This window comes from Pluralibacter gergoviae ATCC 33028 = NBRC 105706 (assembly GCF_001598855.1).
GTDB classification, from domain to species: domain Bacteria; phylum Pseudomonadota; class Gammaproteobacteria; order Enterobacterales; family Enterobacteriaceae; genus Pluralibacter; species Pluralibacter gergoviae.
In genome coordinates this window covers 57,626-82,897 of record NZ_BCZS01000021.1, presented here as the reverse complement: position 1 = coordinate 82,897, position 25,272 = coordinate 57,626, and the positions used below count along the sequence as shown (strand labels likewise).

Annotated in this window: 30 protein-coding genes; 18 read left to right on the top strand and 12 right to left on the bottom strand. The window is 59.0% G+C overall.

The window, feature by feature from the left end; all coding sequences use genetic code 11:
* From ENGE1_RS28825 to gstA, 7 genes are all read left to right on the top strand, one after another.
* Window positions 1-284 (top strand): electron transporter RnfC (locus ENGE1_RS28825; RefSeq protein WP_073971323.1); only part of this gene is annotated, 284 nt, incomplete at its 5' end.
* The gene (gene rsxD / locus ENGE1_RS18880) at window positions 285-1,343 is read left to right on the top strand and encodes an electron transport complex subunit RsxD (protein ID WP_043083701.1); all 1,059 of its coding nucleotides are present in this window, start codon (window positions 285-287) and stop codon (window positions 1,341-1,343) included.
* Between the two features lies 1 nt (window position 1,344).
* Window positions 1,345-1,965, top strand: a complete 621-nt coding sequence (gene rsxG, locus ENGE1_RS18875; protein ID WP_048254722.1) for an electron transport complex subunit RsxG — start codon at window positions 1,345-1,347, stop codon at window positions 1,963-1,965.
* 3 nt (window positions 1,966-1,968) lie between these two features.
* Complete coding sequence (locus ENGE1_RS18870; RefSeq protein WP_045287713.1) at window positions 1,969-2,673, top strand: electron transport complex subunit E; 705 nt, start codon at window positions 1,969-1,971, stop codon at window positions 2,671-2,673.
* Window positions 2,674-3,309 carry an endonuclease III gene (gene nth / locus ENGE1_RS18865; protein ID WP_048254721.1) on the top strand — a complete coding sequence of 212 codons (636 nt, stop codon included), beginning with the start codon at window positions 2,674-2,676 and terminating at the stop codon, window positions 3,307-3,309.
* A gap of 575 nt (window positions 3,310-3,884) precedes the next feature.
* Complete coding sequence (dtpA, locus tag ENGE1_RS18860) at window positions 3,885-5,390, top strand: dipeptide/tripeptide permease DtpA (protein WP_048254734.1); 1,506 nt, start codon at window positions 3,885-3,887, stop codon at window positions 5,388-5,390.
* A 108-nt stretch (window positions 5,391-5,498) separates the two neighbouring features.
* Window positions 5,499-6,104 (top strand): glutathione transferase GstA, encoded by a 606-nt coding sequence (gene gstA / locus ENGE1_RS18855; RefSeq protein WP_043083693.1) that lies wholly within the window; start codon window positions 5,499-5,501, stop codon window positions 6,102-6,104.
* 64 nt (window positions 6,105-6,168) lie between these two features.
* Here gstA and tyrS read toward each other — a convergent pair whose 3' ends face one another.
* The 4 genes from tyrS to anmK all read right to left on the bottom strand — a co-directional run bounded on the left by tyrS (window position 6,169) and on the right by anmK (window position 9,826).
* The gene (gene tyrS / locus ENGE1_RS18850; RefSeq protein WP_045287711.1) at window positions 6,169-7,443 is read right to left on the bottom strand and encodes a tyrosine--tRNA ligase; all 1,275 of its coding nucleotides are present in this window, start codon (window positions 7,441-7,443) and stop codon (window positions 6,169-6,171) included.
* A 128-nt stretch (window positions 7,444-7,571) separates the two neighbouring features.
* Window positions 7,572-8,228, bottom strand: a complete 657-nt coding sequence (gene pdxH / locus ENGE1_RS18845) for a pyridoxamine 5'-phosphate oxidase (protein ID WP_045287710.1) — start codon at window positions 8,226-8,228, stop codon at window positions 7,572-7,574.
* Window positions 8,229-8,284: 56 nt separating this feature from the next.
* On the bottom strand, window positions 8,285-8,608 hold the full coding sequence (mliC, locus tag ENGE1_RS18840; protein WP_043083688.1) for a C-type lysozyme inhibitor: 324 nt from the start codon (window positions 8,606-8,608) through the stop codon (window positions 8,285-8,287).
* A gap of 93 nt (window positions 8,609-8,701) precedes the next feature.
* Window positions 8,702-9,826, bottom strand: coding sequence for an anhydro-N-acetylmuramic acid kinase (anmK, locus tag ENGE1_RS18835; RefSeq protein WP_043083686.1), 1,125 nt, complete (start codon window positions 9,824-9,826; stop codon window positions 8,702-8,704).
* Between the two features lie 278 nt (window positions 9,827-10,104).
* Here anmK and slyB point away from each other — a divergent pair, with 278 nt between their 5' ends.
* Window positions 10,105-10,572 carry an outer membrane lipoprotein SlyB gene (slyB, locus tag ENGE1_RS18830; RefSeq protein ID WP_064360672.1) on the top strand — a complete coding sequence of 156 codons (468 nt, stop codon included), beginning with the start codon at window positions 10,105-10,107 and terminating at the stop codon, window positions 10,570-10,572.
* 63 nt (window positions 10,573-10,635) lie between these two features.
* Here slyB and slyA read toward each other — a convergent pair whose 3' ends face one another.
* Complete coding sequence (gene slyA / locus ENGE1_RS18825; RefSeq protein ID WP_043083682.1) at window positions 10,636-11,076, bottom strand: transcriptional regulator SlyA; 441 nt, start codon at window positions 11,074-11,076, stop codon at window positions 10,636-10,638.
* 177 nt (window positions 11,077-11,253) lie between these two features.
* Here slyA and ENGE1_RS18820 point away from each other — a divergent pair, with 177 nt between their 5' ends.
* The 3 genes from ENGE1_RS18820 to ENGE1_RS18810 are packed head-to-tail and all read left to right on the top strand — an operon-like array spanning window position 11,254 to window position 14,421.
* Window positions 11,254-11,493 carry a DUF1656 domain-containing protein gene (locus ENGE1_RS18820; RefSeq protein ID WP_048254719.1) on the top strand — a complete coding sequence of 80 codons (240 nt, stop codon included), beginning with the start codon at window positions 11,254-11,256 and terminating at the stop codon, window positions 11,491-11,493.
* Window positions 11,494-11,500: 7 nt separating this feature from the next.
* A complete protein-coding gene (locus ENGE1_RS18815; RefSeq protein ID WP_043083678.1) occupies window positions 11,501-12,397 on the top strand; it encodes an efflux RND transporter periplasmic adaptor subunit in 897 nt (298 codons plus the stop codon).
* Window positions 12,397-14,421, top strand: coding sequence for an FUSC family protein (locus ENGE1_RS18810; protein ID WP_048254718.1), 2,025 nt, complete (start codon window positions 12,397-12,399; stop codon window positions 14,419-14,421). The genes ENGE1_RS18815 and ENGE1_RS18810 overlap by 1 nt, the downstream gene beginning before the upstream one ends.
* Here the strand turns inward: ENGE1_RS18810 and sodC are convergent.
* The 3 genes from sodC to ENGE1_RS18795 all read right to left on the bottom strand — a co-directional run bounded on the left by sodC (window position 14,414) and on the right by ENGE1_RS18795 (window position 16,240).
* A complete protein-coding gene (gene sodC / locus ENGE1_RS18805) occupies window positions 14,414-14,935 on the bottom strand; it encodes a superoxide dismutase [Cu-Zn] SodC (protein ID WP_043083675.1) in 522 nt (173 codons plus the stop codon). The two genes, ENGE1_RS18810 and sodC, sit on opposite strands and share 8 nt — an antisense overlap.
* An 89-nt stretch (window positions 14,936-15,024) precedes the next feature.
* Window positions 15,025-15,921, bottom strand: a complete 897-nt coding sequence (locus ENGE1_RS18800; RefSeq protein ID WP_045287709.1) for an aldo/keto reductase — start codon at window positions 15,919-15,921, stop codon at window positions 15,025-15,027.
* A 49-nt stretch (window positions 15,922-15,970) separates the two neighbouring features.
* The gene (locus ENGE1_RS18795) at window positions 15,971-16,240 is read right to left on the bottom strand and encodes a DUF1289 domain-containing protein (RefSeq protein WP_106912874.1); all 270 of its coding nucleotides are present in this window, start codon (window positions 16,238-16,240) and stop codon (window positions 15,971-15,973) included.
* A gap of 80 nt (window positions 16,241-16,320) precedes the next feature.
* On the opposite strand from ENGE1_RS18795, the gene ENGE1_RS18790 reads away from it, so the two are divergent.
* The 4 genes from ENGE1_RS18790 (at window position 16,321) to rnt (ending at window position 19,317) form a co-directional block, all read left to right on the top strand.
* A complete protein-coding gene (locus tag ENGE1_RS18790; RefSeq protein ID WP_043083670.1) occupies window positions 16,321-16,920 on the top strand; it encodes a TetR/AcrR family transcriptional regulator in 600 nt (199 codons plus the stop codon).
* A 52-nt stretch (window positions 16,921-16,972) separates the two neighbouring features.
* Window positions 16,973-18,070 carry an alkene reductase gene (nemA, locus tag ENGE1_RS18785; RefSeq protein ID WP_048254714.1) on the top strand — a complete coding sequence of 366 codons (1,098 nt, stop codon included), beginning with the start codon at window positions 16,973-16,975 and terminating at the stop codon, window positions 18,068-18,070.
* Between the two features lie 81 nt (window positions 18,071-18,151).
* A complete protein-coding gene (gene gloA / locus ENGE1_RS18780) occupies window positions 18,152-18,559 on the top strand; it encodes a lactoylglutathione lyase (RefSeq protein WP_043083666.1) in 408 nt (135 codons plus the stop codon).
* Between the two features lie 104 nt (window positions 18,560-18,663).
* Entirely contained in the window at window positions 18,664-19,317 is a 654-nt protein-coding gene (gene rnt / locus ENGE1_RS18775; RefSeq protein WP_043083665.1) for a ribonuclease T, read from the top strand.
* Window positions 19,318-19,358: 41 nt separating this feature from the next.
* Here rnt and ENGE1_RS18770 read toward each other — a convergent pair whose 3' ends face one another.
* The gene (locus ENGE1_RS18770) at window positions 19,359-19,706 is read right to left on the bottom strand and encodes a Grx4 family monothiol glutaredoxin (RefSeq protein WP_043083664.1); all 348 of its coding nucleotides are present in this window, start codon (window positions 19,704-19,706) and stop codon (window positions 19,359-19,361) included.
* Between the two features lie 316 nt (window positions 19,707-20,022).
* Between ENGE1_RS18770 and ENGE1_RS18765 the strand changes: the two genes are divergently transcribed.
* Window positions 20,023-20,838, top strand: coding sequence for a C40 family peptidase (locus ENGE1_RS18765; protein ID WP_043083662.1), 816 nt, complete (start codon window positions 20,023-20,025; stop codon window positions 20,836-20,838).
* 126 nt (window positions 20,839-20,964) lie between these two features.
* Window positions 20,965-21,546, top strand: a complete 582-nt coding sequence (sodB, locus tag ENGE1_RS18760; protein WP_043083660.1) for a superoxide dismutase [Fe] — start codon at window positions 20,965-20,967, stop codon at window positions 21,544-21,546.
* A gap of 33 nt (window positions 21,547-21,579) precedes the next feature.
* Here sodB and ENGE1_RS18755 read toward each other — a convergent pair whose 3' ends face one another.
* Window positions 21,580-22,749, bottom strand: a complete 1,170-nt coding sequence (locus ENGE1_RS18755; protein ID WP_043083659.1) for an MFS transporter — start codon at window positions 22,747-22,749, stop codon at window positions 21,580-21,582.
* Window positions 22,750-22,912: 163 nt separating this feature from the next.
* The gene (gene cydH, locus ENGE1_RS28565; RefSeq protein ID WP_106912875.1) at window positions 22,913-23,002 is read right to left on the bottom strand and encodes a cytochrome bd-I oxidase subunit CydH; all 90 of its coding nucleotides are present in this window, start codon (window positions 23,000-23,002) and stop codon (window positions 22,913-22,915) included.
* Window positions 23,003-23,305: 303 nt separating this feature from the next.
* Here cydH and purR point away from each other — a divergent pair, with 303 nt between their 5' ends.
* Window positions 23,306-24,331: an HTH-type transcriptional repressor PurR gene (purR, locus tag ENGE1_RS18750; protein ID WP_048254712.1), complete on the top strand. Its 1,026-nt coding sequence runs from the start codon at window positions 23,306-23,308 to the stop codon at window positions 24,329-24,331.
* Here purR and punR read toward each other — a convergent pair.
* The gene (gene punR, locus ENGE1_RS18745; RefSeq protein ID WP_048254711.1) at window positions 24,328-25,260 is read right to left on the bottom strand and encodes a DNA-binding transcriptional activator PunR; all 933 of its coding nucleotides are present in this window, start codon (window positions 25,258-25,260) and stop codon (window positions 24,328-24,330) included. The two genes, purR and punR, sit on opposite strands and share 4 nt — an antisense overlap.
* Window positions 25,261-25,272 lie beyond the last annotated feature (12 nt).

Here is a 25,272-nt window from a genome sequence, read left to right as displayed (position 1 = left end):
CCGACCCGCGCAAAGCGGCGGTAGAAGCCGCTATCGCCCGCGCGAAAGCCCGCAAGGCAGAACAACAACAGGCCGCCGCTGAGCCCGCACAGCAGGCCGCCGATCCGCGTAAAGCGGCGGTAGAAGCCGCCATTGCCCGCGCTAAGGTCCGCAAGGCAGAGCAGCAGCCCGCCGCTGAGCCCGCGCAGCAGGCCGGTGACGATCCGCGTAAAGCGGCCGTTGCCGCCGCCATCGCCCGGGTTCAGGCCAAAAAAGCCGCACAGCAGGCAGTGAACGAGGAATAAATGGTTTTCAAGATAGCAAGCTCCCCTTATACCCATAATCACCGGCAGACATCGCGTATTATGCTGCTGGTGATGCTGGCCGCCGTGCCGGGTATTGCCGTGCAGTGCTGGTTTTTTGGTCCGGGCACGCTGGTGCAGATCCTGCTGGCGGCCATCGCCGCCTGCGCCGCAGAGGCCGCCATCGTGCGCCTGCGCCGCCAGTCGGTGAGTAAAGCGCTCGGGGATTACTCCGCGCTGCTGACCGGGCTGCTGCTGGCGATCAGCATTCCGCCGCTGGCGCCCTGGTGGATGATTGTGCTGGGCACCGTTTTTTCAGTGATTATCGCCAAGCAGCTTTACGGCGGGCTGGGCAATAATCCGTTTAACCCGGCGATGATTGGCTACGTGGTGCTGCTTATCTCTTTTCCGGTCCAGATGACCTCGTGGCTGCCGCCGCGCGAGATTGCCGCCGCCGCGCCGGATCTGCTGGACAGCGTGCGCCTTATTTTCAGCGGCCACACCGCCGGCGGCGCCGATATTACCGCGCTGCGCCTCGGCATTGACGGCATCAGCCAGGCAACGCCGCTGGATACCTTTAAAACATCGCTGCACGCCGGACACAGCGTAGCCGATACGCTGCAGGCCACTATCTACCGCGGTGCGCTGGCGGGGATCGGCTGGCAGTGGGTTAACCTCGCGTACCTGGCGGGCGGCGCATTTCTGCTGTGGCAGAAGACTATCCGCTGGCATATTCCGGTCAGCTTCCTGCTGAGCCTCGGCGTTTGCGCAACGCTCGGCTGGCTGCTGTCGCCCGCAACCCTCGCCTCGCCGCAGATGCACCTGCTCTCCGGCGCCACCATGCTGGGCGCGTTCTTTATCCTCACTGACCCGGTGAGTGCCTCCACCACCAACCGCGGGCGCCTGATTTACGGCGCGCTGGCGGGACTGCTGGTGTGGCTGATTCGCAGCTTCGGCGGCTACCCGGACGGCGTGGCCTTCGCCACCCTGCTGGCGAATATCACCGTGCCGCTGATTGATTACTATACGCGCCCGCGCGTTTACGGACATCGCCGAGGCTGAGATGCTGAAAACTATTCAGAAACACGGTATTACTCTGGCGCTGTTTGCCGCCGGCGCCACCGGTACGACGGCTATCATCAATGCGTTGACGAAGAGCACTATTGATATGCAGTCGGCCAAACAGCAGATGGCGCTTTTCGATCAGGTTATGCCGGCGGACCGCTATAATAACGACCTGCTGAAAAACTGTTTTATCGTCAACGCCCCGCCGCTTGGCAAAGGCGAACATAAGATCTATATCGCGCTGAAGGATAATGCCCCTCAGGGTGTGGTCATGGAAACCACCGCCCCGGACGGCTACTCCGGCGCCATTCAACTGCTGGTCGGCGCCGATTTCGCCGGTACGGTGCTGGGCGCCCGGGTCACGGAGCATCACGAAACGCCGGGCCTGGGCGATAAAATTGAGCTGCGCCTTTCGGACTGGATCACCCACTTTACGGGGAAAGTCATCCACGGTGCGGGCGATACGCACTGGGCGGTAAAGAAAGACGGCGGCGATTTTGACCAGTTTACCGGCGCCACCATCACCCCGCGGGCGGTCGTCAACGCCGTTAAGCGCGCCGGGCTGTATGCGCAGACGCTGCCCCCGCAGATTAATCAACTGACACCCTGTGAAGAGTAAACCATGAGTGAAATCAAAGACGTTATTGTCCAGGGATTATGGAAAAACAACTCATCGCTGGTGCAGCTGCTGGGCCTCTGCCCGCTGCTGGCGGTCACCTCAACGGCCACCAACGCCCTCGGGCTGGGGCTGGCGACCACGCTGGTGCTGACCCTGACCAACCTGTTTGTCTCCCTGCTGCGCCGCTGGACGCCGCCGGAGATCCGCATACCTATCTATGTGATGATTATCGCCTCGGTGGTCAGCTCGGTGCAGATGCTGATTAACGCCTACGCCTACGGTCTGTATCAGTCGCTGGGGATCTTTATCCCGCTTATTGTCACCAACTGTATCGTGGTGGGCCGCGCCGAGGCCTTCGCCGCGCGGAAAGGGCCGGCGCTGTCGGCGCTGGACGGCTTCTCCATCGGCATGGGCGCCACCTGTGCCATGTTCGTGCTCGGCGCTATTCGCGAGATTTTAGGCAACGGCACGCTGTTTGACGGCGCCGACGGCCTGCTCGGCAGCTGGGCGAAAGTATTGCGCATTGAGGTGTTCCACACCGACACGCCGTTCCTGCTGGCGATGCTGCCGCCCGGCGCGTTCATTGGCCTCGGCATGCTGCTGGCGCTGAAGTACGTTATCGATCAGAAGGCGAAGCAGAAAGCCTCTACCGTTCGTAACCACTGCGAAGTGGCGCCGGACGTGAAAACCACCGCAGGGAAAGCGTAAATGAATAAAGAGAAGCGTCTTGAGATCCTCTCCCGGCTGCGCGACAACAATCCGCATCCGACCACGGAGCTGAACTTCAGCTCGCCGTTTGAGCTGCTGATTGCGGTTCTGCTCTCCGCCCAGGCGACCGACGTCAGCGTGAATAAGGCCACCGCGAAGCTTTATCCGGTAGCCAATACGCCGCAGGCGATGCTGGCGCTGGGCGTCGACGGCGTGAAGGAATACATTAAAACCATCGGCCTGTTCAACAGCAAGGCTGAGAACGTCATCAAGACCTGCCGTATTCTGATTGACCAGCACGGCGGCGAGGTGCCTGAAGATCGCGCCGCGCTGGAGGCGCTGCCGGGCGTGGGGCGCAAAACCGCCAACGTGGTGCTGAATACCGCCTTTGGCTGGCCGACTATTGCGGTCGATACGCACATTTTCCGCGTCTGCAACCGCACCCGTTTTGCTCCCGGCAAGAATGTTGAACAGGTTGAAGAGAAGCTGCTGAAGGTGGTGCCGTCCGAGTTTAAGGTGGACTGCCACCATTGGCTGATCCTTCACGGCCGCTACACCTGCATCGCGCGCAAGCCGCGCTGCGGCTCGTGCCTCATTGAAGATCTGTGCGAATACAAAGAGAAAGTAGACGCCTGACGCCGCCGCGCCGTCCTGCGCGACGGCGCGCATCCTGCCGAATTGAACGCTAATTAGCCCACCTTTTGCCGCATGCTTCTGTCCGTTACGCTTCAGGCAGGTTAATCATTTTTTTCTCAGCGAAAATTTCTATAGAAATGTGATCTGAATCACCCGGATAACATCAGGTTAAATCGGTGTAAACAAAAAGGACCAAATTCTTTGTGGATACAGCGGCTAATCGTTTTTTAGACTTATAATGCTCCGTTATTTTTAGGAATGATGGACCATATCACTACCCTGAAGGCAAATTAGCAGAATATATGCACTCTTCGCCGCTGGCAGGGTTATTCGGCAGTGAAAAAAACTGCAAGAATCGAAACGGTAAAATTTAACGCTAAATAACATTTAGAAGAACGGATAATTATAACGCCCCGGTTATATGTAACAGAATATTGCAAACCCCTTGTTTCATCTTACAGGATAGTGAACATTACCTGCCGTTTCCCACTCCGAGAATAATTATAAGGCCGTTATTCTGCCCGGAATCGCGCCGATGCTCCCTGATAATGTGGGACGTAAAAAAAGAGGTATATGTGTCTACTGCAAACAACAAATCAACTGAAAGCGTCAGCATGAACGCTTTTAAACAACCCAAAGCGTTCTATCTCATCTTCTCCGTAGAACTGTGGGAACGCTTTGGTTTTTACGGCCTGCAAAGCATTATGGCCGTCTACCTGGTTAAACAGCTGGGTATGTCTGAAGCCGACTCCATCACGCTCTTCTCCTCCTTCAGTGCCCTGGTTTACGGTCTGGTCGCCATCGGCGGCTGGCTGGGCGATAAAGTCCTCGGTACCAAGCGCGTCATTGTTCTCGGCGCTATCGTACTGGCCATCGGCTACGCGCTGGTGGCGTGGTCCGGTCACGATGCGGGCGTGGTGTACGCCGGTATGGCGACCATCGCCGTCGGTAACGGCCTGTTTAAAGCCAACCCCTCTTCGCTGCTCTCTACCTGCTATGCGAAGGACGATCCGCGTCTGGACGGTGCATTTACCATGTACTATATGTCCGTTAACATCGGCTCGTTCTTCTCCATGCTGGCAACGCCGTGGCTTGCAGCCCACTATGGCTGGAGCGTGGCATTTGCCCTCAGCGTGGTCGGTATGGTTCTCACCGTTATCAACTTCCTGTTCTGCCAGAAATGGGTAAAACAGTATGGTTCGAAACCTGACTTTGCGCCGGTGCACTTCGGCAAGCTGCTGGCGACTATCGCAGGCGTCGTAGTCCTGGTTGCCATCGCAACCTGGCTGCTGCACAACCAGGAGATTGCCCGTCTGGTTCTGGGCGTGGTCGCACTGGTCATCATCTTTATCTTCGCCAAAGAAACCTTCGCCATGCACGGCGCTGCGCGTCGTAAGATGATTGTGGCGTTCATTCTGATGCTGCAGGCAATTGTCTTCTTTGTGCTGTACAGCCAGATGCCGACGTCGCTGAACTTCTTCGCTATTCGTAACGTTGAGCACTCTATCCTCGGCATCGCCTTCGAACCTGAGCAGTATCAGGCGCTCAACCCGTTCTGGATCATGGTGGGTAGCCCGATTCTGGCCGCTATCTATAACAAGATGGGCGACCGTCTGCCGATGCCGCACAAATTTGCTATCGGCATGATCCTCTGCTCCGGCGCCTTCCTGGTACTGCCGCTGGGCACCAAGTTCGCCAGCGACGCCGGTATCGTCTCCGTGAACTGGCTGATCCTGAGCTACGCCCTGCAGTCTATCGGTGAGCTGATGATCTCCGGCCTGGGTCTGGCGATGGTTGCACAACTGGTGCCGCAGCGCCTGATGGGCTTCATCATGGGCAGCTGGTTCCTGACCTCTGCGGGCGCGGCAATTATCGCCGGTAAAGTGGCAAATCTGATGGCGGTGCCGGAAAACGTCACCGACCCGCTGCAGTCCCTGAACGTTTACGGCCACGTCTTTATGCAGATTGGTATCGCCACCGGCGTTATCGCAGTGCTGATGGTGCTGATGGCGCCGAAGCTGAACCGCATGACGCTCGATGACGACAGCAAGGCGAAGACAGATAAAACTGCCGCCGCGTAAGCATCTACGGGAAACCACTTAAAATGAAGCCGCTGAGAGTTCAGCGGCTTTTTTTTTATCGCCGTTCTGGCAGGATAGAGATCACATCACACCTCAAAGGAGCGCGTTATGAAGTTGTTCTATAAGCCCGGAGCCTGTTCCCTCGCCTCGCATATCGTCCTGCTGGAAAGCGGGATCGATTTCTCACTGGTCGAGGTCGATCTGGCGAAAAAGCAGCTGGAAAACGGCGAGAACTTTCTGCAGGTCAACCCGAAAGGCCAGGTGCCCGCCCTGCTGCTTGACGACAATACGCTGCTCACTGAAGGTGCAGCCATCATGCAGTATATTGCCGACGGTAAGGCCGACAGGCAGCTGCTGGCGCCCACCGGCAGCATCGCCCGCTACCGGACGCTGGAGTGGGTGAGCTTTATCGGCATGGAGCTGCACAAGAACTTCCTACCGCTGTTTCACCCCCGCGCGCCGGAAGAGTATAAGCCGTTCGCCCGCGCAACGCTGACGGAGAAATTTGCCTGGGTTGAAGCGTCGCTCTCCGGCGGGGAGTGGATCTGCGGCTCGCGCTTCACCATCGCCGATGCCTATCTCTATACCGTGCTGCGCTGGGCAAACGCGGTGAAGCTGGATATTGCGGAGCGGAAGCATATTGATGCCTATATGGCGCGGGTCGCGGCCCGCCCTGCGGTAGCAGAGGCGCTGAAGGCGGAAGGGCTACACTGAGGTTTATGGCAGTAAAAAGGGCGTGGAATACTCCACGCCCTTTCTGTTTACGTCGCCGGCGGAATTACTTCCAGCACACCAGGCAATAGTTCTTTTTGCCGCGGCGCAGCAGCGTGTAGCGGCCAAACAGGCGATCGGCGTCGGTAAAGACGTATTCGGCGTCGGTCTGTTTCTCGCCGTTGACGGTCACGGCATTTGAGGCGATGGTTTTCCGCGCCTGGCCGCGGGAGGGCTGCAGTTCGGAGTCCACCAGCGCCTGCATCAGATCGGCGCCCTTTTCCATTTCAACCATCGGCACGCCGTCCTGCGCCAGCTGGGCAAAGTCCTCTTCGCTCAGCGCGGCGAGATCGCCGTTGAACAGGCTTTCGGTGATGCGCTTCGCGGCCGCCAGCCCCTCTTCGCCGTGTACCAGACGAGTGACCTGGTCTGCCAGCACGTACTGCGCGCGCGGGGCTTTACCGCTGCTCTTATCTTCCTCTTCAAGGGCGTTGATCTCTTCAATGTCCATGAAGGTGAAGAATTTGAGGAAGCGGTAGACATCCGCATCGGCGGTGTTGATCCAGAACTGGTAGAATTTGTACGGGCTGGTTTTCTTCGGATCGAGCCACACCGCGCCGCCTTCGGTTTTACCAAATTTGGTGCCGTCGGCCTTGGTGATCAGCGGAACCGTCAGACCAAACACCTGGTTCTGGTGCAGGCGGCGGGTCAGGTCTATACCGGAGGTGATGTTGCCCCACTGATCGGAGCCGCCGATCTGCAGGGCTACGCCGTGCAGCTTGTTCAGGCAGGCGAAATCATAGCCCTGCAGCAGATTATAGGAGAACTCGGTAAAGGAGATGCCCTGGTCGTCGCGGTTCAGGCGCTGCTTCACCGCTTCCTTGTTGATCATCTGGTTAACGGAGAAGTGCTTGCCGATGTCGCGCAGGAAGGTCAGCACGTTCATGCCGCCGAACCAGTCATAGTTGTTTGCCGCAATGGCCGCGTTGCTGCCGCAGTCAAAATCGAGGAATGGCGCAACCTGCTTGCGGATCTTCGCCACCCACTCCTGGACGGTCTCCTCGGTATTAAGCTTGCGTTCCGCCGCTTTAAAGCTCGGATCGCCAATCAGACCGGTGGCACCGCCCACCAGCGCAACCGGCTTATGGCCCGCTTCCTGGAAGCGCTTCAGGCACAACAGGGGAACGAGATGCCCCAAATGCAAGCTGTCAGCGGTGGGATCGAAGCCGCAATAGAGTGCGATCGGGCCCTGCGCCAGTCGCTCTGCTAACGCTTCCTCATCCGTCACCTGAGCCACGAGGCCCCGCTCCTGCAATTGTTTAATCAGGTTACTGCTTGCCATCAAAATCTCCATGTATAAAACAGACTGCACCTTTGCCGGTACACGACGTTTCGCCAGTTGCGAAAGGCTAATAGCATAAAGCGCCGACACGGGATGTGCCAGCGCTTAAAACAACAAAATTGCGGGTATCAGGGGGCCAGGCGGTCGATTTTCCAGCCGTCGTTTTCGCGCTGGTACAAAAAGCGGTCGTGCAGGCGATGTTCACCGCCCTGCCAGAACTCCACCTGCTCAAAACTGACGCGAAAACCGCCCCAGAAGCTCGGCAGCGGCACGTCGCCCTGCTGAAACTTGCTTTTCAGCTCCAGGAACTTGCTCTCAAGGATGCCGCGGGCTGAGATGCGGGTGGACTGCTGAGAGACCCAGGCGCCAATCTGGCTATCGCGCGGGCGGCTGTGGAAATACTTCACCACTTCCAGGGTAGAGAGGCGTTCCGCTTTACCGGTGACCATCACCTGGCGGTCGAGGGTGTTCCACGGAAAAAGCAGGTTAACGCGAGGATTGTGCTCAATATGGTGCGCCTTGCGGCTGCCGAGATTGGTGTAGAACACGAAACCCTGCTCATCGAAGTGCTTGAGCAGCACGATGCGCTGGTACGGCTGGCCGCGCTCATCGACGGTTGCCACTACCATTGCCGTCGGATCCGCAAGTCGGGCTTCACAGGCGTTGCCCAGCCAGCGCTCAAACAGCGCTAACGGCGCGTCAGGAAGGTCGCGGCGGCGCAGGCCGCCCCGGGTGTATTCGCGGCGCATTGCTTCAATGTGCTGCAGGTCATCATTGTCAGACATAGCTTTTCATCGGTTGTCTTCAGGTGACCTTATTGTGCGCTGCGCCAGGTAAAATCTCAACGCTGCGGATTCTGCAGCTGGCAGTTGTTGAGCACGATGCGGTCGCGTTTGTAAACGGTGGCGCTGTCGCCCTTCGACCAGAAGACGTAAATGCCGTCGGTGTAGCGGGCGCCGGACGCGGAGAGGCCCTGATTCAGCTTCAGCGTCTTGTTGTCATAGACGAAGCTCACCTGCTGGCGGCTATTGTCAAGCTCAACGCTGAGCGGTTTTTCGTCGCACTGGTACTCAAGCGTGTCAGTATTCATACGATCAACCATCTGATGGTAATAGCTACAGCCGCTCAGCAGCGCGGGCAGCGTAAGGAGTAAGATTTTTTTCATTGGTTTTGCCTTAAGACTTTCCTGGTCAGGAGGGCCTGGCGACCCTCGTAATACAGCATTAGTCTATCGACAATGCAGCGGAGACTGAGTCAGTTAACTCTGATTCTGCTGCCGGTTGGCGGGGAAGATCGCCCCCAGTATCGTGGGGGCCGAAGCGCCGGTAACGGCGGGAAGATTGCCCGGCAGCCCTTCAAGGGTGCGCCAGGCGAGCCAGGCAAAGGCCAGGGCTTCCATATCATCCCCGCTTACGCCGGCCTCATCGGTGGTCGTCACCTCGGTGCCCGGCAGCAGACAGGCCAGTCGCGCCATTAACAGCGGATTGCGACTGCCACCCCCGCAGACTAGCAAACGTTCGCAGCCGCCGCTTAGCAGCGCCTGCTCACTGATGGTGACGGCGGTCAGTTCGGTGAGGGTAGCCATCACGTCCTGTCCTGCCAGCGCGGGATAGCGCGCCAGCTGGCGCTCAAGCCAGCCGTAGTTGAAATATTCGCGTCCGGTACTTTTCGGCGCCGGCAGCGCAAACCACGGATCGCTCAGCATATCCTGCAGCAGCGGCAGCACCACTTTGCCCGAGCTGGCCCATTCGGCGTCTTTGTCGTAGGGCTTGCCGCGCTGGCGCCAGATCCAGGCATCCATCAGCATATTGCCCGGGCCGGTATCGTGCCCTTTAACAGGCTGACCGGGAAACAGCAGCGAGAGGTTGGCGATACCGCCAATGTTGAGCACGATACGGCGCTCGACCGGGTGCGCCAGCAGCGCATGGTGAAAGGCGGGAACCAGAGGAGCCCCCTGCCCGCCCAGCGCGATATCCCGGCGGCGGAAATCACCGACCACCGTAACGCCGGTGCGGGCGGCGATAATATTGTTATCGCCGATTTGCAGCGTATGGGGCGCGTCGCCGTCGGGCTCGTGCCACACGGTCTGGCCGTGGCAACCGATCGCCACCACATCATTCGCCGACAGCCGCTCCTGCTGCATCAGCGCCAGCACGGCGTCGGCAAAAAGATGGCCCAGGCGGGTATCAAGCTGACCATATTGCGAAAGTGTGAGCTGCTGCCCCTGGCAGATAGCGAGAATGGCCTCTTTGAGGGCCAGCGGAACGGGATAGCTGAGACTTGCCTGTTGGGCGACCACGTGGTCATCAATCGCGGCCAGTACGACATCAACACCGTCAAGACTGGTTCCCGACATGACGCCAATAAAGCGGCCAGAATTCATACGCCTTCCTTAGTTTGGTGATTTAAGTGACACTCAAGCATAAAGTCACTGGCAAAGCTATGGTTAAGGCGCAAAATTTAACATTTCGTGTCATTAATTTTTTTCACCTTACAATGATGAAATGCTATAACACTGTTTGTTTACGTATAGTTAAGCCCTGACGGGATACAATTCGTGTTATTTCGGAGCGCGACCAGTAACCTGAAGCGCACAAATGCCATATAATTGTCAGGATGGATGCTCGCAAGGGCGTTTCTTGGTGAACAGGAGATTCATGAATGATTTTACGTGTATTAGCCGTTTCTATGGTGGGTTTAACCCTCGCCGGTTGTGTAAACGACAACAGTCTGTCCGGGGACGTCTACTCCGCCTCTGAAGCAAAGCAGGTGCAAAACGTCACCTACGGGACCATTGTCCACGTTCGCCCGGTCAAAATTCAAGGCGGTGACAACACGAACGCGATCGGCGCCATCGGCGGCGCGGTGCTTGGCGGTTTCCTCAGTAATTCCGTCGGCGGCGGCAGCGGCCGCAAACTGGCCACCGCGGCAGGCGCCGTAGCAGGCGGCCTGGCAGGCCAGGGTGTCCAGGGTGAAATGAACAAATCTCAGGGCGTTGAGCTTGAGATCCGTAAAGATGACGGTAACACCATCATGGTCGTGCAGAAACAGGGCGATATCCGCTACTCTGTTGGCCAGCGCGTCGTGATGGCGAGCAACGGCAGCCAGGTGACCGTTTCTCCGCGCTAAGTCAGTCGGTTACATAAAGAAAGGCCTTGCGTTTGCAAGGCCTTTCTTTTTTATCCGCTGCCGTCAGGCCTTTGACTGCAGCTCATTAATGTTATGCTCCAGCCGGCGGATCAGTCCCAGCAGCAGATCCAGCTCTTCCGGCGATATCCCGTGCAGGATCTCCCCTCGGGTATGACAGATAACCGCTTCCATCTCCTCAATCAGCGGCTCCGCCTTCTCGGTGAGCTTAATGCGCTTCGCGCGCCTGTCGTTAGCGCAGGTCTGGCGAGAAATCAGCCCCTTCTCCTCGAGCTGGTCGAGGGTGCGCACCAGAGAGGGCTGCTCGATACCGATAGCCTTCGCCAGCTGGATCTGCGACTGCTCCGGCGGCAGCTGATGAATGTTGTGCAGCGTCACCCAGTGAGTCTGGGTTAATTCCAGAGGTTTCAGGCGATGGTCGATAAGCGCACGCCAGATGCGGACCAATCTGGCCAGGTCAGAGCCTAATGGCGATTCCAATTTCATCTCCTTATAATTAGCTTGCTAAGTTATAATGCTGATTTTAGAATAGTGTGCAGCATTTGATTATTCAAAACAAATGTATTGACGTCTTCACAGGTCACATCAATGATTTATGTTGGCGGCAATGTAACGCGACCGCTTCTCAATCCGTAATGGCGAATTTGTAAAGGACTCTTGCCTGTGGCGCTGATACCCAATATTTCAGGCTTTCCCCTGACGGACCTCATCGTTGGGTCGCAAATCTATTTTCCCCCGCTGTTCAAGGCGGTAATGCTCGGCTTCCCGCTGTGGCTGGTCATTCACCGCCAGCTGCGCGACTGGATGTATGCCGGCGACGTCTGGCATCCGCTGCTGATGGATCTCTCGTTCTTTGCGCTCTCGGTCTGCCTGAGCCTGGTTCTGCTTATCGCACTGTCTTAATGATCCCATGAAAAAATTAAAATACTTTTCAACGCTGCTCGCCGCCGCCGCCGCGATTATCGCCGTATGGCTGGTATGGACATACTACATGCAGTCGCCCTGGACGCGCGACGGTAAAATTCGCGCCGAGCAGGTGAGCATTGCGCCGCAGGTTTCCGGAACCATTATTGATCTTAAGGTGAAAGACAACCAGCTGGTGAAGGCCGGGGAAACGCTGTTTCGCATCGACGATACCCCTTACCGTATCGCGGTGGCTGACGCGCTGGCGCAGCAGGCAAAAGCGCGCTCAGATTTGCTAAATGCCCGCTCGGCGCTGGCTAAAGCGCAGCACGAGGCGGACCGTCGGCGCAATCTGCCGAAAAACGTGATTTCAGCTGAGGATCTGGATACGGCCAATATCGCCCTGCAGTCTGCGCAGGCGGAAGAAGCGGCCGCCCGGGCAAGCCTTGATGCCGCCGGCGCGACGCTGAATCACGCCCGCTGGGAGCTGGAGCAGACTGTAGTCAAAGCGCCGGTTGACGGCTGGATAACCAATATGTCCACCCGCACCGGCGACTACGCCACCACCGGCTCGCCGCTGTTTGCGCTGGTGGATAGCCACTCCTTCCACGTCATCGGCTATTTCGAAGAGACCAAGCTGCGCCATATCAGCGCGGGAGACCGCGCCAGCATCGTACTTTATAGCAACGGCACTAAGTTACAGGGTCACGTATCCAGCATTGGCCGGGCCATCTTTGACCAGAACACCGGTACTGACGGCACCCTGGTCGCCGATATCAAGCCGACGATCCCGTGGGTGCGCCTTGCGCAGCGCGTGCCGGTCCGCATCGAGTTTGATGCTCTGCCGGACGGACTGGTGCTGGTTTCCGGCACCACCTGCACCGTCTATATTGGCAACAGATGATGAATCTGCAGGCGCTAACGTGGCGCTCCCTGCCCTGGGTCAAAGCCACGCTGCCGCAGTGGCGCTATGCCCTGCGCAACGGCATCGCCATGTGCCTGGCCCTGAGCTTTGCCTACTACATCAATCTTGATGAACCCTACTGGGCGATGACCTCCGCCGCGGTGGTGAGCTTTCCCACCGTCGGCGGCGTCATCAGTAAAAGCCTGGGGCGCATTGCCGGCAGCCTGCTCGGCGCCAGCGCCGCGCTAATTATTGCCGGGCTGACGCTGACCGATCCCTGGCTGTTCCTGTTCAGCATCTCGGCGTGGCTGGGGTTCTGCACCTGGGCGTGCGCCATGTTTACCAATAACGCCGCCTACGCCTTTCAGCTGGCGGGGTATACCTGCGCAATCATCGTCTTCCCGGTGATAAATCTGGTAGACGCCAACGAACTGTGGGATCTGGCCCAGTCGCGGGTCTGCGAAGTGATTGTCGGCATCCTCTGCGGCGGCCTGATGATGATGATCCTGCCCAGCACCTCCGACGGCACCGCGCTGCTGACGGCCCTGAAGAATATGCACGCCCGCATTCTGGAGCACGCCAGCCTGATGTGGCAGCCGGAGACTACCGACGCTATCCGCTCCGCCCATGAGAGCATGATTGGCCAGATCCTGACCATGAATCTGCTGCGTATTCAGGCCTTCTGGAGCCACTACCGCTTTCGCCGCCAGAACAGCCTGCTGAACTATCTTCTGCACCAGCAGCTGCGGCTGACCAGCGTTATCTCCAGCCTGCGGCGGATGCTGCTCAACTGGCCGACGCCGCCGGCAAACACCCGGGAGGTGATAGATACGCTGCTGCAGGCGCTGGCCCGTCCGGACGCCGATCCCTACAGCGTCGCCCGCATCATCGCCCCGCTGAGGCCGACGGACCCGCTGGATTTTCGCCACCGCGCCTTCTGGCTGCGGCTGCGCTACTTCATTCGTCTCTATCTGGCCTCCAGCCGCTGGCTGCAGCGGCTGGAAAATGCGACGGCGATCACCGAATTCAACGTGCCTAACGCCCCGGCGCTGTCGCGTCGTACCGACTATGCCGAGGCGCTGCTCAACGGCGTGCGCACCTTTTGCGCGCTGGTCGGTATCGGCGCCTGGAGTATCAGCACCCAGTGGTCCTCCGGCGCGGCGGCCCTGACCCTGGCGGCAATCTGCTGCGTGCTCTACTCAATATCGCCGTCGCCGTTTAACTCCCTGACCCTGCTGATGCGAACGCTGCTGCTGCTGTCGCTGTTCAGCTTCGTCGTCAAGTTCGCCATCATGGTGCAGGTCACCGACCTGTGGCAGTTCCTGCTGTTTCTGTTTCCGCTGCTGACCACCATGCAGCTGCTGAAGCAGCAGATGCCGAAATTCGCCGGCCTGTGGGGCCAGCTGATTGTTTTCATGGGATCGTTTATCTCGGTGACCGATCCGCCGGTGTACGATTACGGCACCTTTCTTAACGACAATCTGGCAAAGATCCTCGGCGTGGGCCTCGCATGGGTGGCGTTTGCCGTGCTTAAGCCCGGCTCGGACGCCCGCAAGAGCCGCCGCCATATTCGCGCCCTGCGGCGCCAGTTTGTCGACCAGCTTAGCCGCCATCCGCAAAACAGCGAACCGCAGTTTGAATCGCTGGTGTATCACTATATCAATCAGTTGAGCAGCAGCCGGGATGAGATCTCCCGCCGCTGGCTGCTGCGCTGGGGCGTGGTGCTGCTTAACTGTTCTCACGTTGTCTGGCGGCTGCGCGCCTGGGAGACGCGATCCGACCCGCTGTCACAGGTGCGGGACATATGCATCGCCCTGTTACGCGACGTAATGAGCGAGCGCGGCGTGCAGCAGCGCCCGCTGGCATCGGCATTAAGTGAACTGCAGCGAATCTATACTGGGCTTGGTCATCACCACCAGCCCGCGGCGCGCGAGCTGGCGGCGATTATCTGGCAGCTCTACTGTTCGCTGTCGCAGCTGGAGCAGGCGCCAATTGCGGGGACGATTGCGGAGCGGACTACTTAATGACGCCGCAGGCGTAGCGGTCGCCGCCGCCGCCGAGCGGCTTCGGACTATCGGACATGTTATCGCCGCCGATGTGTATCATCAGCGCCCGGCCCTCAATCTCGCTGAGTTTCTTGATCCGCGGCGCAACGACCGGATCGGTCGCCTTACCGTCGTTATTGACCACCAGCACCGGCAGATCGCCAAGATGGCCGTTGCCCTCCGGCCCTTCGTGCTTGCCGGTCTTCTGCGGGTCAAAGTGGCCGCCCGCCGCGCCGGCGGCCGTGGCCTTACCGTCTTTTATCGCCGGCTGGCAGCTGCCGTTAGCGTGAACGTGGAAACCGTGCTCGCCGGGCGGCAGCGCCTTAAGATCCGGCGCAAATTCCAGGCCTTTGTCGGTTTCGCTGATTTTGACCTCGCCAATGGACTGGCCGACGCTCTGGTCGGTCACCATGTTCATTTCAACGGTCGTACTGGCAGCCAGGGCGCCGCCGGAAAGGCTGAGAGCAAGCAGAGTCAGGGTAAGTTTTTTCATGAAATCTCCTTATTAGTGGTAGGTGTCCTTAAACAGTGTAAACCACAGACCCGTCCCTGCCTGCTCAGACAGTGGACGAATTTTTAGCGTCAGGGAACGTCGTAGCCGAGCGCCGCCTTGCGGATGCGGAACCACTGCTGGCGGCTCATCTCCAGCGCTTCGGCGGCGATAGCCGAGCGCACGCGCTCGATTTTACCGGAACCGATAATCGGCAGCGGCTTCGACGGCAGCCGCAGCACCCAGGCGTAAACCACCTGCTCGATACTGTCGGTATTCAGCTCCTGCGCGATCTGCGCAAGCTCGTCGCGCAGCGGTCGGCACTCATCGTCGCTGAACAGCCGCCCGCCGCCGAGGCAGGACCACGCCATCGGGCGGACGCGCAGCTGCTGGAGCTGGTCAAGCGTGCCGTCCAGCAGCAGCGGCTGGTGCAGCGGGGAGATTTCAAGCTGGTTGGTCACGAGGCTGAACGGCAGGCGCGACTGCAGCAGCGAAAACTGGGCCGGGGTAAAGTTGGAGACGCCGAAGTGGCGCACTTTGCCGCTCTGGTGCAGGGCAGTAAAGGCCTCAGCGACCTCATCGGCGTCCATCAGCGGATCCGGGCGGTGGATCAGCAGCAGGTCAAGCGCGTCGATGGCAAGGTTTTTCAGCGACTGCTCGGCGCTGGAGACAATGTGGCTGCGGTCGGTGATGTAGTGGCCGATGGCGTTTTCCGCGCGGGCGGTCGTGGCGATGCCGCACTTACTGACGATCTCCATTCTCTGGCGCAGGTGCGGCGCCAGCTTCAGCGCCTCGCCGAAGGCCGCCTCGCACTGGTAGCCGCCGTAGATGTCCGCATGATCGACCGTGGTAATCCCCAGATCGAGGTGCTCTTCAATAAAGCTCGCCAGCTGGCGCGCCGACATGTTCCACTCCATCAGCCGCCAGTAGCCCATTACAAAGCGGGAAAACTGCGGACCCTGCGGGGCGAGAGTAATACGCTGAACCATGTATGCTTCCTCAATAAAAAAATTTCATTGAGTATACGCTCAGCGGCGATCAAAACAGTGAGGGCTGGCCGGGTTCTTCGGTACTGGCGGGTCTGTTTGCGCGAAGTTTGCGCAGCAGCCGCTGGCGGCACAGCCGCAGCACCTCCTGCTTTTGCGCATCGCTCATATTTTGCCAGTTAAAGCGCTCGTCGCGGCTGCGCATACACCCGCGACAGTATCCGCGATCGTCCGACTGGCAGATGCCCCGGCACGGGCTCTGCACCGGAAAAAACTCAAGCTGTTCGGCCACGACTGCCCCCCGCTGCTGCACTCCTCTCATTGAAGCCCGATATTGGCCAACGCGCAACCCGATTCGCGAATCGCTTGCATTAGACCGATTGGTCTAGTAACGTAACCGCCATGAACAAACATGCTGAACACGATACCCGCGAACATATTCTCGCCACCGGCGAGCGGTTATGTATGCACCGCGGCTTTACGGCGATGGGCCTGAGCGAGCTGCTGAAAACGGCCGAGGTGCCCAAGGGATCGTTTTATCACTACTTCCCCTCCAAAGAGGCCTTCGGGGTCTTTATGCTGGAGCGGCACTACGCGGATTATCACCAGCGGCTGGAGGCGCTCTTCCGCCGCGGCCCCGGCAGCTTTCGCGACCGCCTGCTGGAATACTACCAGTACGCGCTCAACCAGTTCCGCCAGCAGGGCAGCATTAGCGGTTGCCTGACGGTCAAGCTGTCGGCGGAGGTTTGCGATCTTTCGGAAACCATGCGCCAGGCGATGGATAAAGGCGCTGGCCGCATTATCGATCTGCTCGCTTTTGCGCTGGAAGAGGGCCGCAAGGAGGGAAGCCTGACTTTTTCCGCCGCGCCGCTCGATCAGGCCCGGGTGCTTTACTCGCTCTGGCTCGGTGCCAACCTGCAGGCGAAAATCGCCCACAGCGCCGCGCCGCTGGAGAGCGCCCTCGCCCACGTGAAAACCTTTCTTATCGCGCCCGGTAAGTAGCGGGCATTTTATTTATCAATACACAAGACGACCGGTCTATTCAGGAGTTAACATGTCGGAACAGAAGTTGTTCACCCCGCTGAAAGTCGGCGCCATCACCGTGCCGAACCGCATCTTTATGGCCCCGCTCACCCGCCTGCGCAGTATTGAGCCTGGCGATATTCCCACGCCGCTGATGGGCGAGTACTATCGCCAGCGCGCAAGCGCGGGGCTGATTATTTCTGAGGCCACGCAAATTTCCGCCCAGGCGAAGGGCTACGCCGGCGCGCCGGGGCTGCACAGTCCGGAGCAGATCGCGGTGTGGAAAAAAATCACCGCCGGCGTTCACGCTGAAAACGGCCACATGGCGGTGCAGCTGTGGCATACCGGCCGCATCTCGCACAGCAGCCTGCAGCCGGGCGGCGAAGCGCCGGTGGCACCCTCGGCAATCAACTCGGGCACCCGCACTTCTCTGCGCGACGCCAGCGGCAAAACTATCCGCGAAGCGACCTCCACTCCGCGCGCGCTGACGCTGGAAGAGATCCCCGGCATCGTTAACGACTTCCGCCAGGCCGTGGCCAACGCCCGCGAGGCCGGATTCGATCTGGTTGAGCTGCACGGCGCCCACGGCTACCTGCTGCACCAGTTCCTCTCCCCGTCGGCCAACCAGCGTACCGACCAGTACGGCGGCAGCGTCGAAAATCGCGCCCGCCTGGTGCTGGAAGTGATTGATGCGGTGTGCAGCGAGTGGAGCGCCGACCGCATCGGCATCCGCATTTCGCCGCTGGGTTCCTTCCAGGGCACCGATAATGGCCCGAACGAAGAGGCCGATGCGCTCTATCTGATTAAAGAGCTGGGCAAGCGCGGTATCGCCTACGTGCATCTCTCTGAGCCGGACTGGGTCGGCGGTGATTCTTACACCGAGGCGTTCCGCCGCAAAGTGCGCGAGTGCTTCCCCGGCGCGATTATCGGCGCGGGCGCCTACACCGCCGAAAAAGCCGAAGATCTGCTGGAGAAAGGTTTGATTGATGCGGTGGCCTTTGGCCGCGCCTATATCGCCAATCCGGACCTGGTGGCGCGCCTGAAGTACAAGAAAGCGTTGACGCCGCCGCGCGAAGAGTTCTTCTACGGCGGCGATGCCGAGGGCTATACCGACTACCCTACACTGTAAACGCCGCCTATTTGATAGCGGTGGTCCGCCGCCGCTATACTGACCCTAAAGTTTATAAACAGTGCATTAAAGGAGAAGACAATGCGCCTACTTCACACCATGCTTCGCGTCGGAGACCTGCAGCGCTCCATCGACTTTTACACCAAAGTGCTGGGCATGAAGCTGCTGCGCACCAGTGAGAACCCGGAATACAAATACTCGCTGGCGTTCGTCGGCTACGGCCCCGAGAGCGAGGAAGCGGTTATCGAGCTGACCTACAACTGGGGCGTCGACAGCTATGAGATGGGGACTGCCTACGGCCATATTGCGCTGAGCGTCGATAATGCGGCCGAGGCCTGCGAGCGCATTCGCACCAGCGGCGGCAACGTCACCCGCGAGGCGGGCCCGGTCAAGGGCGGCACCACCGTTATCGCCTTCGTTGAAGATCCCGATGGCTACAAAATTGAGCTGATTGAAGCAAAAGACGCCGGCAAAGGCCTCGGCGATTGACCTAACCGGGTGCTGCGGCACCCGTTTTTTCCCCTCCCTCTGCTGCAAGCCGCGGCAATTTTTGCCATAATGCGCGCTACTTTTTTACCGTCCAAGAGATTCTGATGTCAGACAACGCTCAACAACCTAACAGTCTGTGCGGCCGCTTCCGTGGTTTTTATCCGGTGGTTATCGATGTGGAAACCGCGGGCTTCAACGCTAAAACCGATGCATTACTTGAAGTCGCGGCCATCACGTTAAAGATGGATGAGCAAGGCTGGCTGATGCCGGATACCACCCTGCATTTTCACGTTGAGCCTTTTGAAGGTGCCAATCTGGTGCCGGAGGCGCTGGCCTTCAACGGTATCGATCCGAATAATCCGCTGCGCGGCGCGGTCAGTGAACACGACGCCCTGCACGCTATTTTTAAAGAAGTGCGCAAGGGCATGAAGGATCAGAACTGCAACCGCGCCATTATGGTGGCCCACAACGCCACCTTCGACCACAGCTTCATGATGGCTGCCGCCGGACGCGCTAACCTTAAACGTAATCCGTTTCACCCTTTCGTGACCTTCGATACGGCAGCCCTCAGCGGCCTGGCGCTGGGACAGACCGTGCTGTCGAAGGCCTGCATTGCCGCCGGTATGGCATTTGACGGCAATCAGGCCCACTCAGCGCTGTACGATACCGAGCAGACGGCACAGTTGTTCTGCGAAATCGTTAACCGCTGGAAGCGTCTCGGCGGCTGGCCGCTGCCGGAAGCGCCAAAAGAAGCATAAAAAAAAGCGACCGGGGTCGCTTTTTTGTTGAGGCATCAGGCTTATTCTGCCTTCGGCTCTTCATCCTGGTGCTTTGCCGCAGTCTCTTTAATCAGCTGCTGCAGCTCACCGCGCTGGTACATTTCGATCAGAATATCGCAACCGCCGACCAGCTCGCCGTCAACCCACAGCTGCGGGAAGGTCGGCCAGTTTGCGTATTTCGGCAGCTCGGCGCGGATGTCCGGGTTTTGCAGGATATCAACGTAGGCGAAACGTTCGCCGCAGGCCGAAAGTGCCTGTACCGCCTGGGCGGAGAAGCCGCAGCTCGGCAGTTTCGGGGAACCCTTCATGTAGAGAAGGATCGGGTTTTCTGCGATTTGACGTTGAATTTTCTCAAGAGTGGCGCTCATTATCTTGCTTCCTTAACTTCTTTTATAGCGGTAACGGTAGTGTAACGTTTCCGGTTAGCGTAACAAAATAACATTTTGTTCGTTAGCCTCTATTTTAACGCCAGCGGGGAAAAATAGCTTCTCCCGCTCGCCCGGCGGGGCAGATTTCGCACACTTTTTACCCTTGATATCGCATTTGTTTGCCTTTAATAAAGAAACATGTTTTTAGATACAAAAAGTCTATTAACAACTACGCTTTTTATGCATTAGAATCTTAGCGTTTTGTCAATCATCCACCAGGCGTAACGTTATTGCCTGATTTGCAGAGGAATGCTCAGTGGCGCGGATAAACAAAGCCTCAATCACGCTCTGTGCTTTACTGTTTACGTCGTTGTCTATTACGCCTTTGGCCCATGCGTCAGAGCAGTCGCGTGCGTCTGCCGCACAGAAGGCGCACAACGCAAAGGGTACGGACCGCAAAAAGAAAGTCACCGGCACCAAAACAAAATCCACCTCCCGAACAGCCAGTAAAAAGAAAAGCAGTACCCTCAAGCGAAAAGCCGCCGCGCAAAACAAACGTACTGCCTCCCTGAAGAAAACCGCCCCGCTCGCCAGACACAGCCACAGCAGCGCGCTCAAAAGCGCCGCCGCCGCGTGCGTGGTGCGCAAAGGCTATAAGCGCAGGTGTAAACCGCAGGCCGAAGAGGCGCAGCCGCTGACCATTGCCGACGCCCACAAGGTGCGGGTGCAAAAGGCGCAAAAAACGGCGATGAATAAGCTGATGGGCCAGCTTGGTAAGCCCTACCGCTGGGGCGGCAGTTCGCCGCGTACGGGTTTCGACTGCAGCGGTCTGGTTTATTACGCCTATAAAGATCTGGTGAAGTTCCGCATTCCGCGCACCGCCAATGAGATGTACCACCTGCGCGATGCCCGCCCGGTAAACCGCACTGAACTGGAAAGCGGCGATCTGGTGTTCTTCCGCACCCGCGGCCGCGGCGCGGCCGATCACGTCGGCGTCTACGTCGGCAATGGCAAATTTATTCAGTCCCCGCGCACCGGCCGCGATATCCAGATAACCTCCCTGAGCGAAGATTACTGGGCTAACCACTACGTCGGCGCCCGCCGCGTAATGACGCCTAAGACCATTCGCTGATTGTGCTCTGCCGCACCGGCGGCAGGGTAACTTCCTCTTCTGCCTTATCGCTAAATTTGCTACCATTTCCCTACTCAATACAGGGTTATTGAGTATCGAAGATTAAAATAATAGGGAGAAAAAGCAATGTCGTTTGAACTACCTGCACTACCGTATGCCAAAGACGCCCTCGCGCCGCACATCTCTGCTGAGACGCTGGAGTACCACTATGGCAAACACCACCAGAGCTACGTCACCAACCTTAACAACCTGGTGAAGGGCAGCGCCTTTGAAGGTAAAACGCTGGAAGAAATCATCCGCAGCGCCGAAGGCGGGATCTTCAATAACGCCGCCCAGGTCTGGAACCACACCTTCTACTGGCACTGCCTGGCGCCGAATGCGGGCGGCGAACCGAAAGGCGCCGTCGCGGAAGCAATCAACGCCAGCTTCGGCAGCTTCGCCGAATTCAGAACCCAGTTCACCGACGCCGCCAGCAAAAATTTCGGCTCCGGTTGGACCTGGCTTGTGAAGAAGGCCGACGGTAAGCTGGCCATTGTGTCAACGTCCAACGCGGGCACGCCGCTGACGACCGACGCAACGCCGCTGCTGACCGTTGACGTGTGGGAGCACGCTTACTACATCGATTACCGCAACGCCCGTCCGAACTATCTGGAGCACTTCTGGGCGCTGGTAAACTGGGAATTTGTCGCCAAAAACCTGGCGGCGTAAAGCCCTGCCGTCCGGCGGCCCACCGCCGGACCTTTAGCCATTATCAGCGCAGGCGCACTCCTCCTGCCGCCGCCCGCTCGCCAGCACCAGCAGCAGACCCAGCCCGGCAATAATCGCCCCCATGACAGGTACAAAGCCGTAGCCCAACCCGCCGGAGATAACCGCTCCACCCGCCGCGGCCCCGAGCGCGTTGCCCAGATTAAACGCCCCAATATTGACCGACGACGACAGTCCCGGCGCTTCGTGCGCCACGCGCATCACCCGCATCTGCAAAGGCGGGATCACCGCGAAGGTGGCCGCGCCCCACACCAGCATACTTAGCGCCGCGCCGGCGTGGGTCTGCGCCAGCCACGGAATGGCGGCCATGATAGCCATCAGCAGCAGCAGGAAGCCTTTCAGCGTACCGACCACCGACCGGTCGGCAAACTTACCGCCCAGATAGTTGCCGATGGAAAAGCCGACGCCGATCAGGATCAGCATACTGGTCACGAACAGCGGCGAGGCGCCGGTGACAGTGTGCAGCACCGGCGCGATGTAGGTGTAGAGCGTAAACATCGCCCCCGCGCCCAGCACCGTCGTTAACAGCGCCGTCAGCACCTGCGGACGCACCAGCACGGAGAGCTCGCGCCTGACGTCAGGACGCTCGCCGCTGCTGCCCTGCGGCAGCGAGAACCACAGGCCCAGCATTGCCACGACGCCCAGACAGGCGGTGGCGAGAAACGACATCCGCCAGCCGATGGTCTCTCCCATCCAGGTCGCGGCAGGCACGCCGCCGATATTGGCGATGGTCAGCCCCATAAACATGGTCGCCACCGCGCTTGCCTGCTTATGCTTCGGCACTACGCTTGCGGCCACCACCGATCCCAGCCCGAAGAACGCGCCGTGGCACAGGCTGGTGACAATCCGCGACAGCAGCAGCAGAGTATAGTCCGGCGCCATGGCCGAGAGGACGTTACCGACGGTGAAGATGGCCATCAGGAACACCAGCGCGCTGCGCCTGGCCCGGTGCGACAGCAGCAGGGTCATCAGCGGCGCCCCGACCATCACGCCTATCGCATAGGCGCTAATCAGCATACCGGCGGCGGGGATAGAGACATCGACGCCTCTGGCGATAACCGGCAGCAGCCCCATCGGCGAAAATTCGGTCGTACCAATGCCGAAGGCGCCCACGGCAAGCGCCAGTAAAGGAAAGTTGATTTTCATGTCATTGCTCCGGAAGCCATCACGCGGTGATGGAAAAACAGCAGAAGGCCAAAAGCATGACATTAATCACAAAAAAACGAAAGTTACAGAAATGACAAAAGTTTATTGCGGGAATGGGAATAATAGCGGGCAAAACGGAGGGAGACGGGCTCCCTCGTCTTGATTAATGCAGGACGGCAGTCAGACCGGTGGCGACAATCAGGCCCAAAGCAATAACGGTCGTCATCAGTGAGAACTTCAGATCGGTACTCATCAATTTTTCTCCTTGTAATCCCCACATCAAAAGTGAGCTTGCTCATTTTTGCACAAGTCTGCGAAAAAATATGCAAAAATATTGCTGGTTTTCACCCGGCGAAGAATTTTCTCTTCCCCTTTCCCTCAGAATCAGACAAAATTCCACGCTAATTTGAAAGCGTACCAGCCATTGACCCCCTCCTGTCGTCCTGTGTCATTTTCCCGGCGTACCGCAACCGTAAAACCGTTGTGCGGGGTGTGTGAAGGCAAACGTTTACGTGCGCGTGGTCAGGCGTAAGGAAAGGGTCTGGAGTGAGATCGAATGGCAACAATTAAAGATGTAGCGAAGCGCGCAAACGTTTCCACTACAACCGTATCACACGTAATTAACAAAACCCGCTTCGTGGCGGAAGATACCCGCAATGCGGTGTGGGCGGCCATTAAAGAGCTGCACTACTCCCCCAGCGCCGTCGCGCGCAGCCTGAAAGTCAATCACACCAAAACCATCGGCCTACTGGCCACCAGCAGCGAAGCGGCCTATTTTGCGGAAATTATCGAAGCCGTTGAAAAAAACTGCTTTCAGAAGGGCTATACCCTGATCCTCGGCAACGCGTGGAACAATATTGAAAAACAGCGCGCCTATCTGTCGATGATGGCCCAGAAGCGCGTCGACGGCATGCTGGTGATGTGCTCGGAATATCCGCAGCCGGTGCTGGATATGCTTGAGGAGTATCGCCATATCCCGATGGTGGTGATGGACTGGGGCGAATCGAAGGCCGACTTTACCGACTCAGTGATTGATAACGCTTTCCAGGGCGGCTACATGGCCGGTCGCTACCTGATTGAGCGCGGCCACCGCGAGATCGGGGTCATTCCGGGGCCGCTGGAGCGCAACACCGGCGCCGGACGGCTGGCGGGCTTTATGAAGGCGATGGAAGAGACCAGAATCAACGTGCCCGAGAACTGGATCGTGCAGGGCGACTTCGAGCCGGAGTCCGGCTACCGCGCCATGCAGCAAATTCTCACCCAGCCCCACCGCCCTACCGCCGTGTTCTGCGGCGGCGATATTATGGCGATGGGCGCCCTGTGCGCCGCCGATGAAATGGGGCTGCGCGTGCCGCAGGATATTTCGGTCATTGGCTATGATAACGTGCGCAACGCCCGCTACTTCACGCCGTCCCTGACCACCATTCATCAGCCGAAGGACTCGCTGGGGGAAGCCGCGTTCAATATGCTGCTCGATCGCATTGTCAGCAAGCGCGAAGATCCGCAGTCGATTGAAGTCCACCCGCGCCTTATCGAGCGCCGCTCGGTGGCGGACGGTCCGTTCCGCGACTACCGCCGCTAATGCCTCTGAGGAGCCGACGCCGTCGGCTCCTGCAGCCACTCCCGGTTCAGCGTTTCGCTATCGCCAAGATAGTCCAGCAGCCAGCGCAGCGCCGGCGACATGTCGTTTTGCTGCCACGTGAGGCAGCAGGCGGCCTGCGGAAACGGATTCTCCAGCTCCAGCGCGACCCACTCGCCGCTGTCCAGCCACGGCCGGGCAAAGTGCGAGGGCACCATGCCGGCGCACAGCCCGGCTGAAATGCAGGTGGCCGAGGCTTCCCAGTCCGGCACAACCAGCTTTCGCTGATTGTCCAGCAGCCAGGTGATGCGCTTGGGCAGCGAGCGCGAGGTATCTTCCCGCACCAGAGAGGGCCAGTTGCGCAGCACGTCGTCTGAAAGCGGTCCCGTCATCCCGGCCAGCGGATGCCGGGCCGAGACCACGCAGCGCCAGCTGAGCATGCCCATGTCGCGAAAAGCGTAGCGGCCGCCGACCGGAATCGCCTTGGTGGCGCCGATCGCCAGCTCGACGCGTCCGTCCGACAGCGCGTCCCAGACGCCGTTAAACACCTCCTGGAAGACGCACAGTTCAACGTCGTCAAAATGGCGGTAAAAATCGACGATCATCTGCCGGGTGCGCTCCGGACGCACGATGTTATCGACCGCAATCGCCAGGCTGCTGCGCCAGCCGTTGGCGATCTGCTGGCACTGCTGGCGGGTGATCTGCATTTTTTTGATAACAGATCGCCCCTCCTTGAGAAACCACGCCCCGGCTTCGGTCAGCTCCACGTCGCGGTGTCGCCGCTCGAACAGCGGCACCGCCAGCCACTCTTCAAGCTGACGCACGGTATAGCTGACCGCAGAAGGCACGCGGTGCAGCTCCTGGGCTGCGGCGCTAAAGCTGCCGCAGCGGGCGACGGCATCCACCACTTCCAGCGAATATTCGGACCACATAGTCTGCCTGCA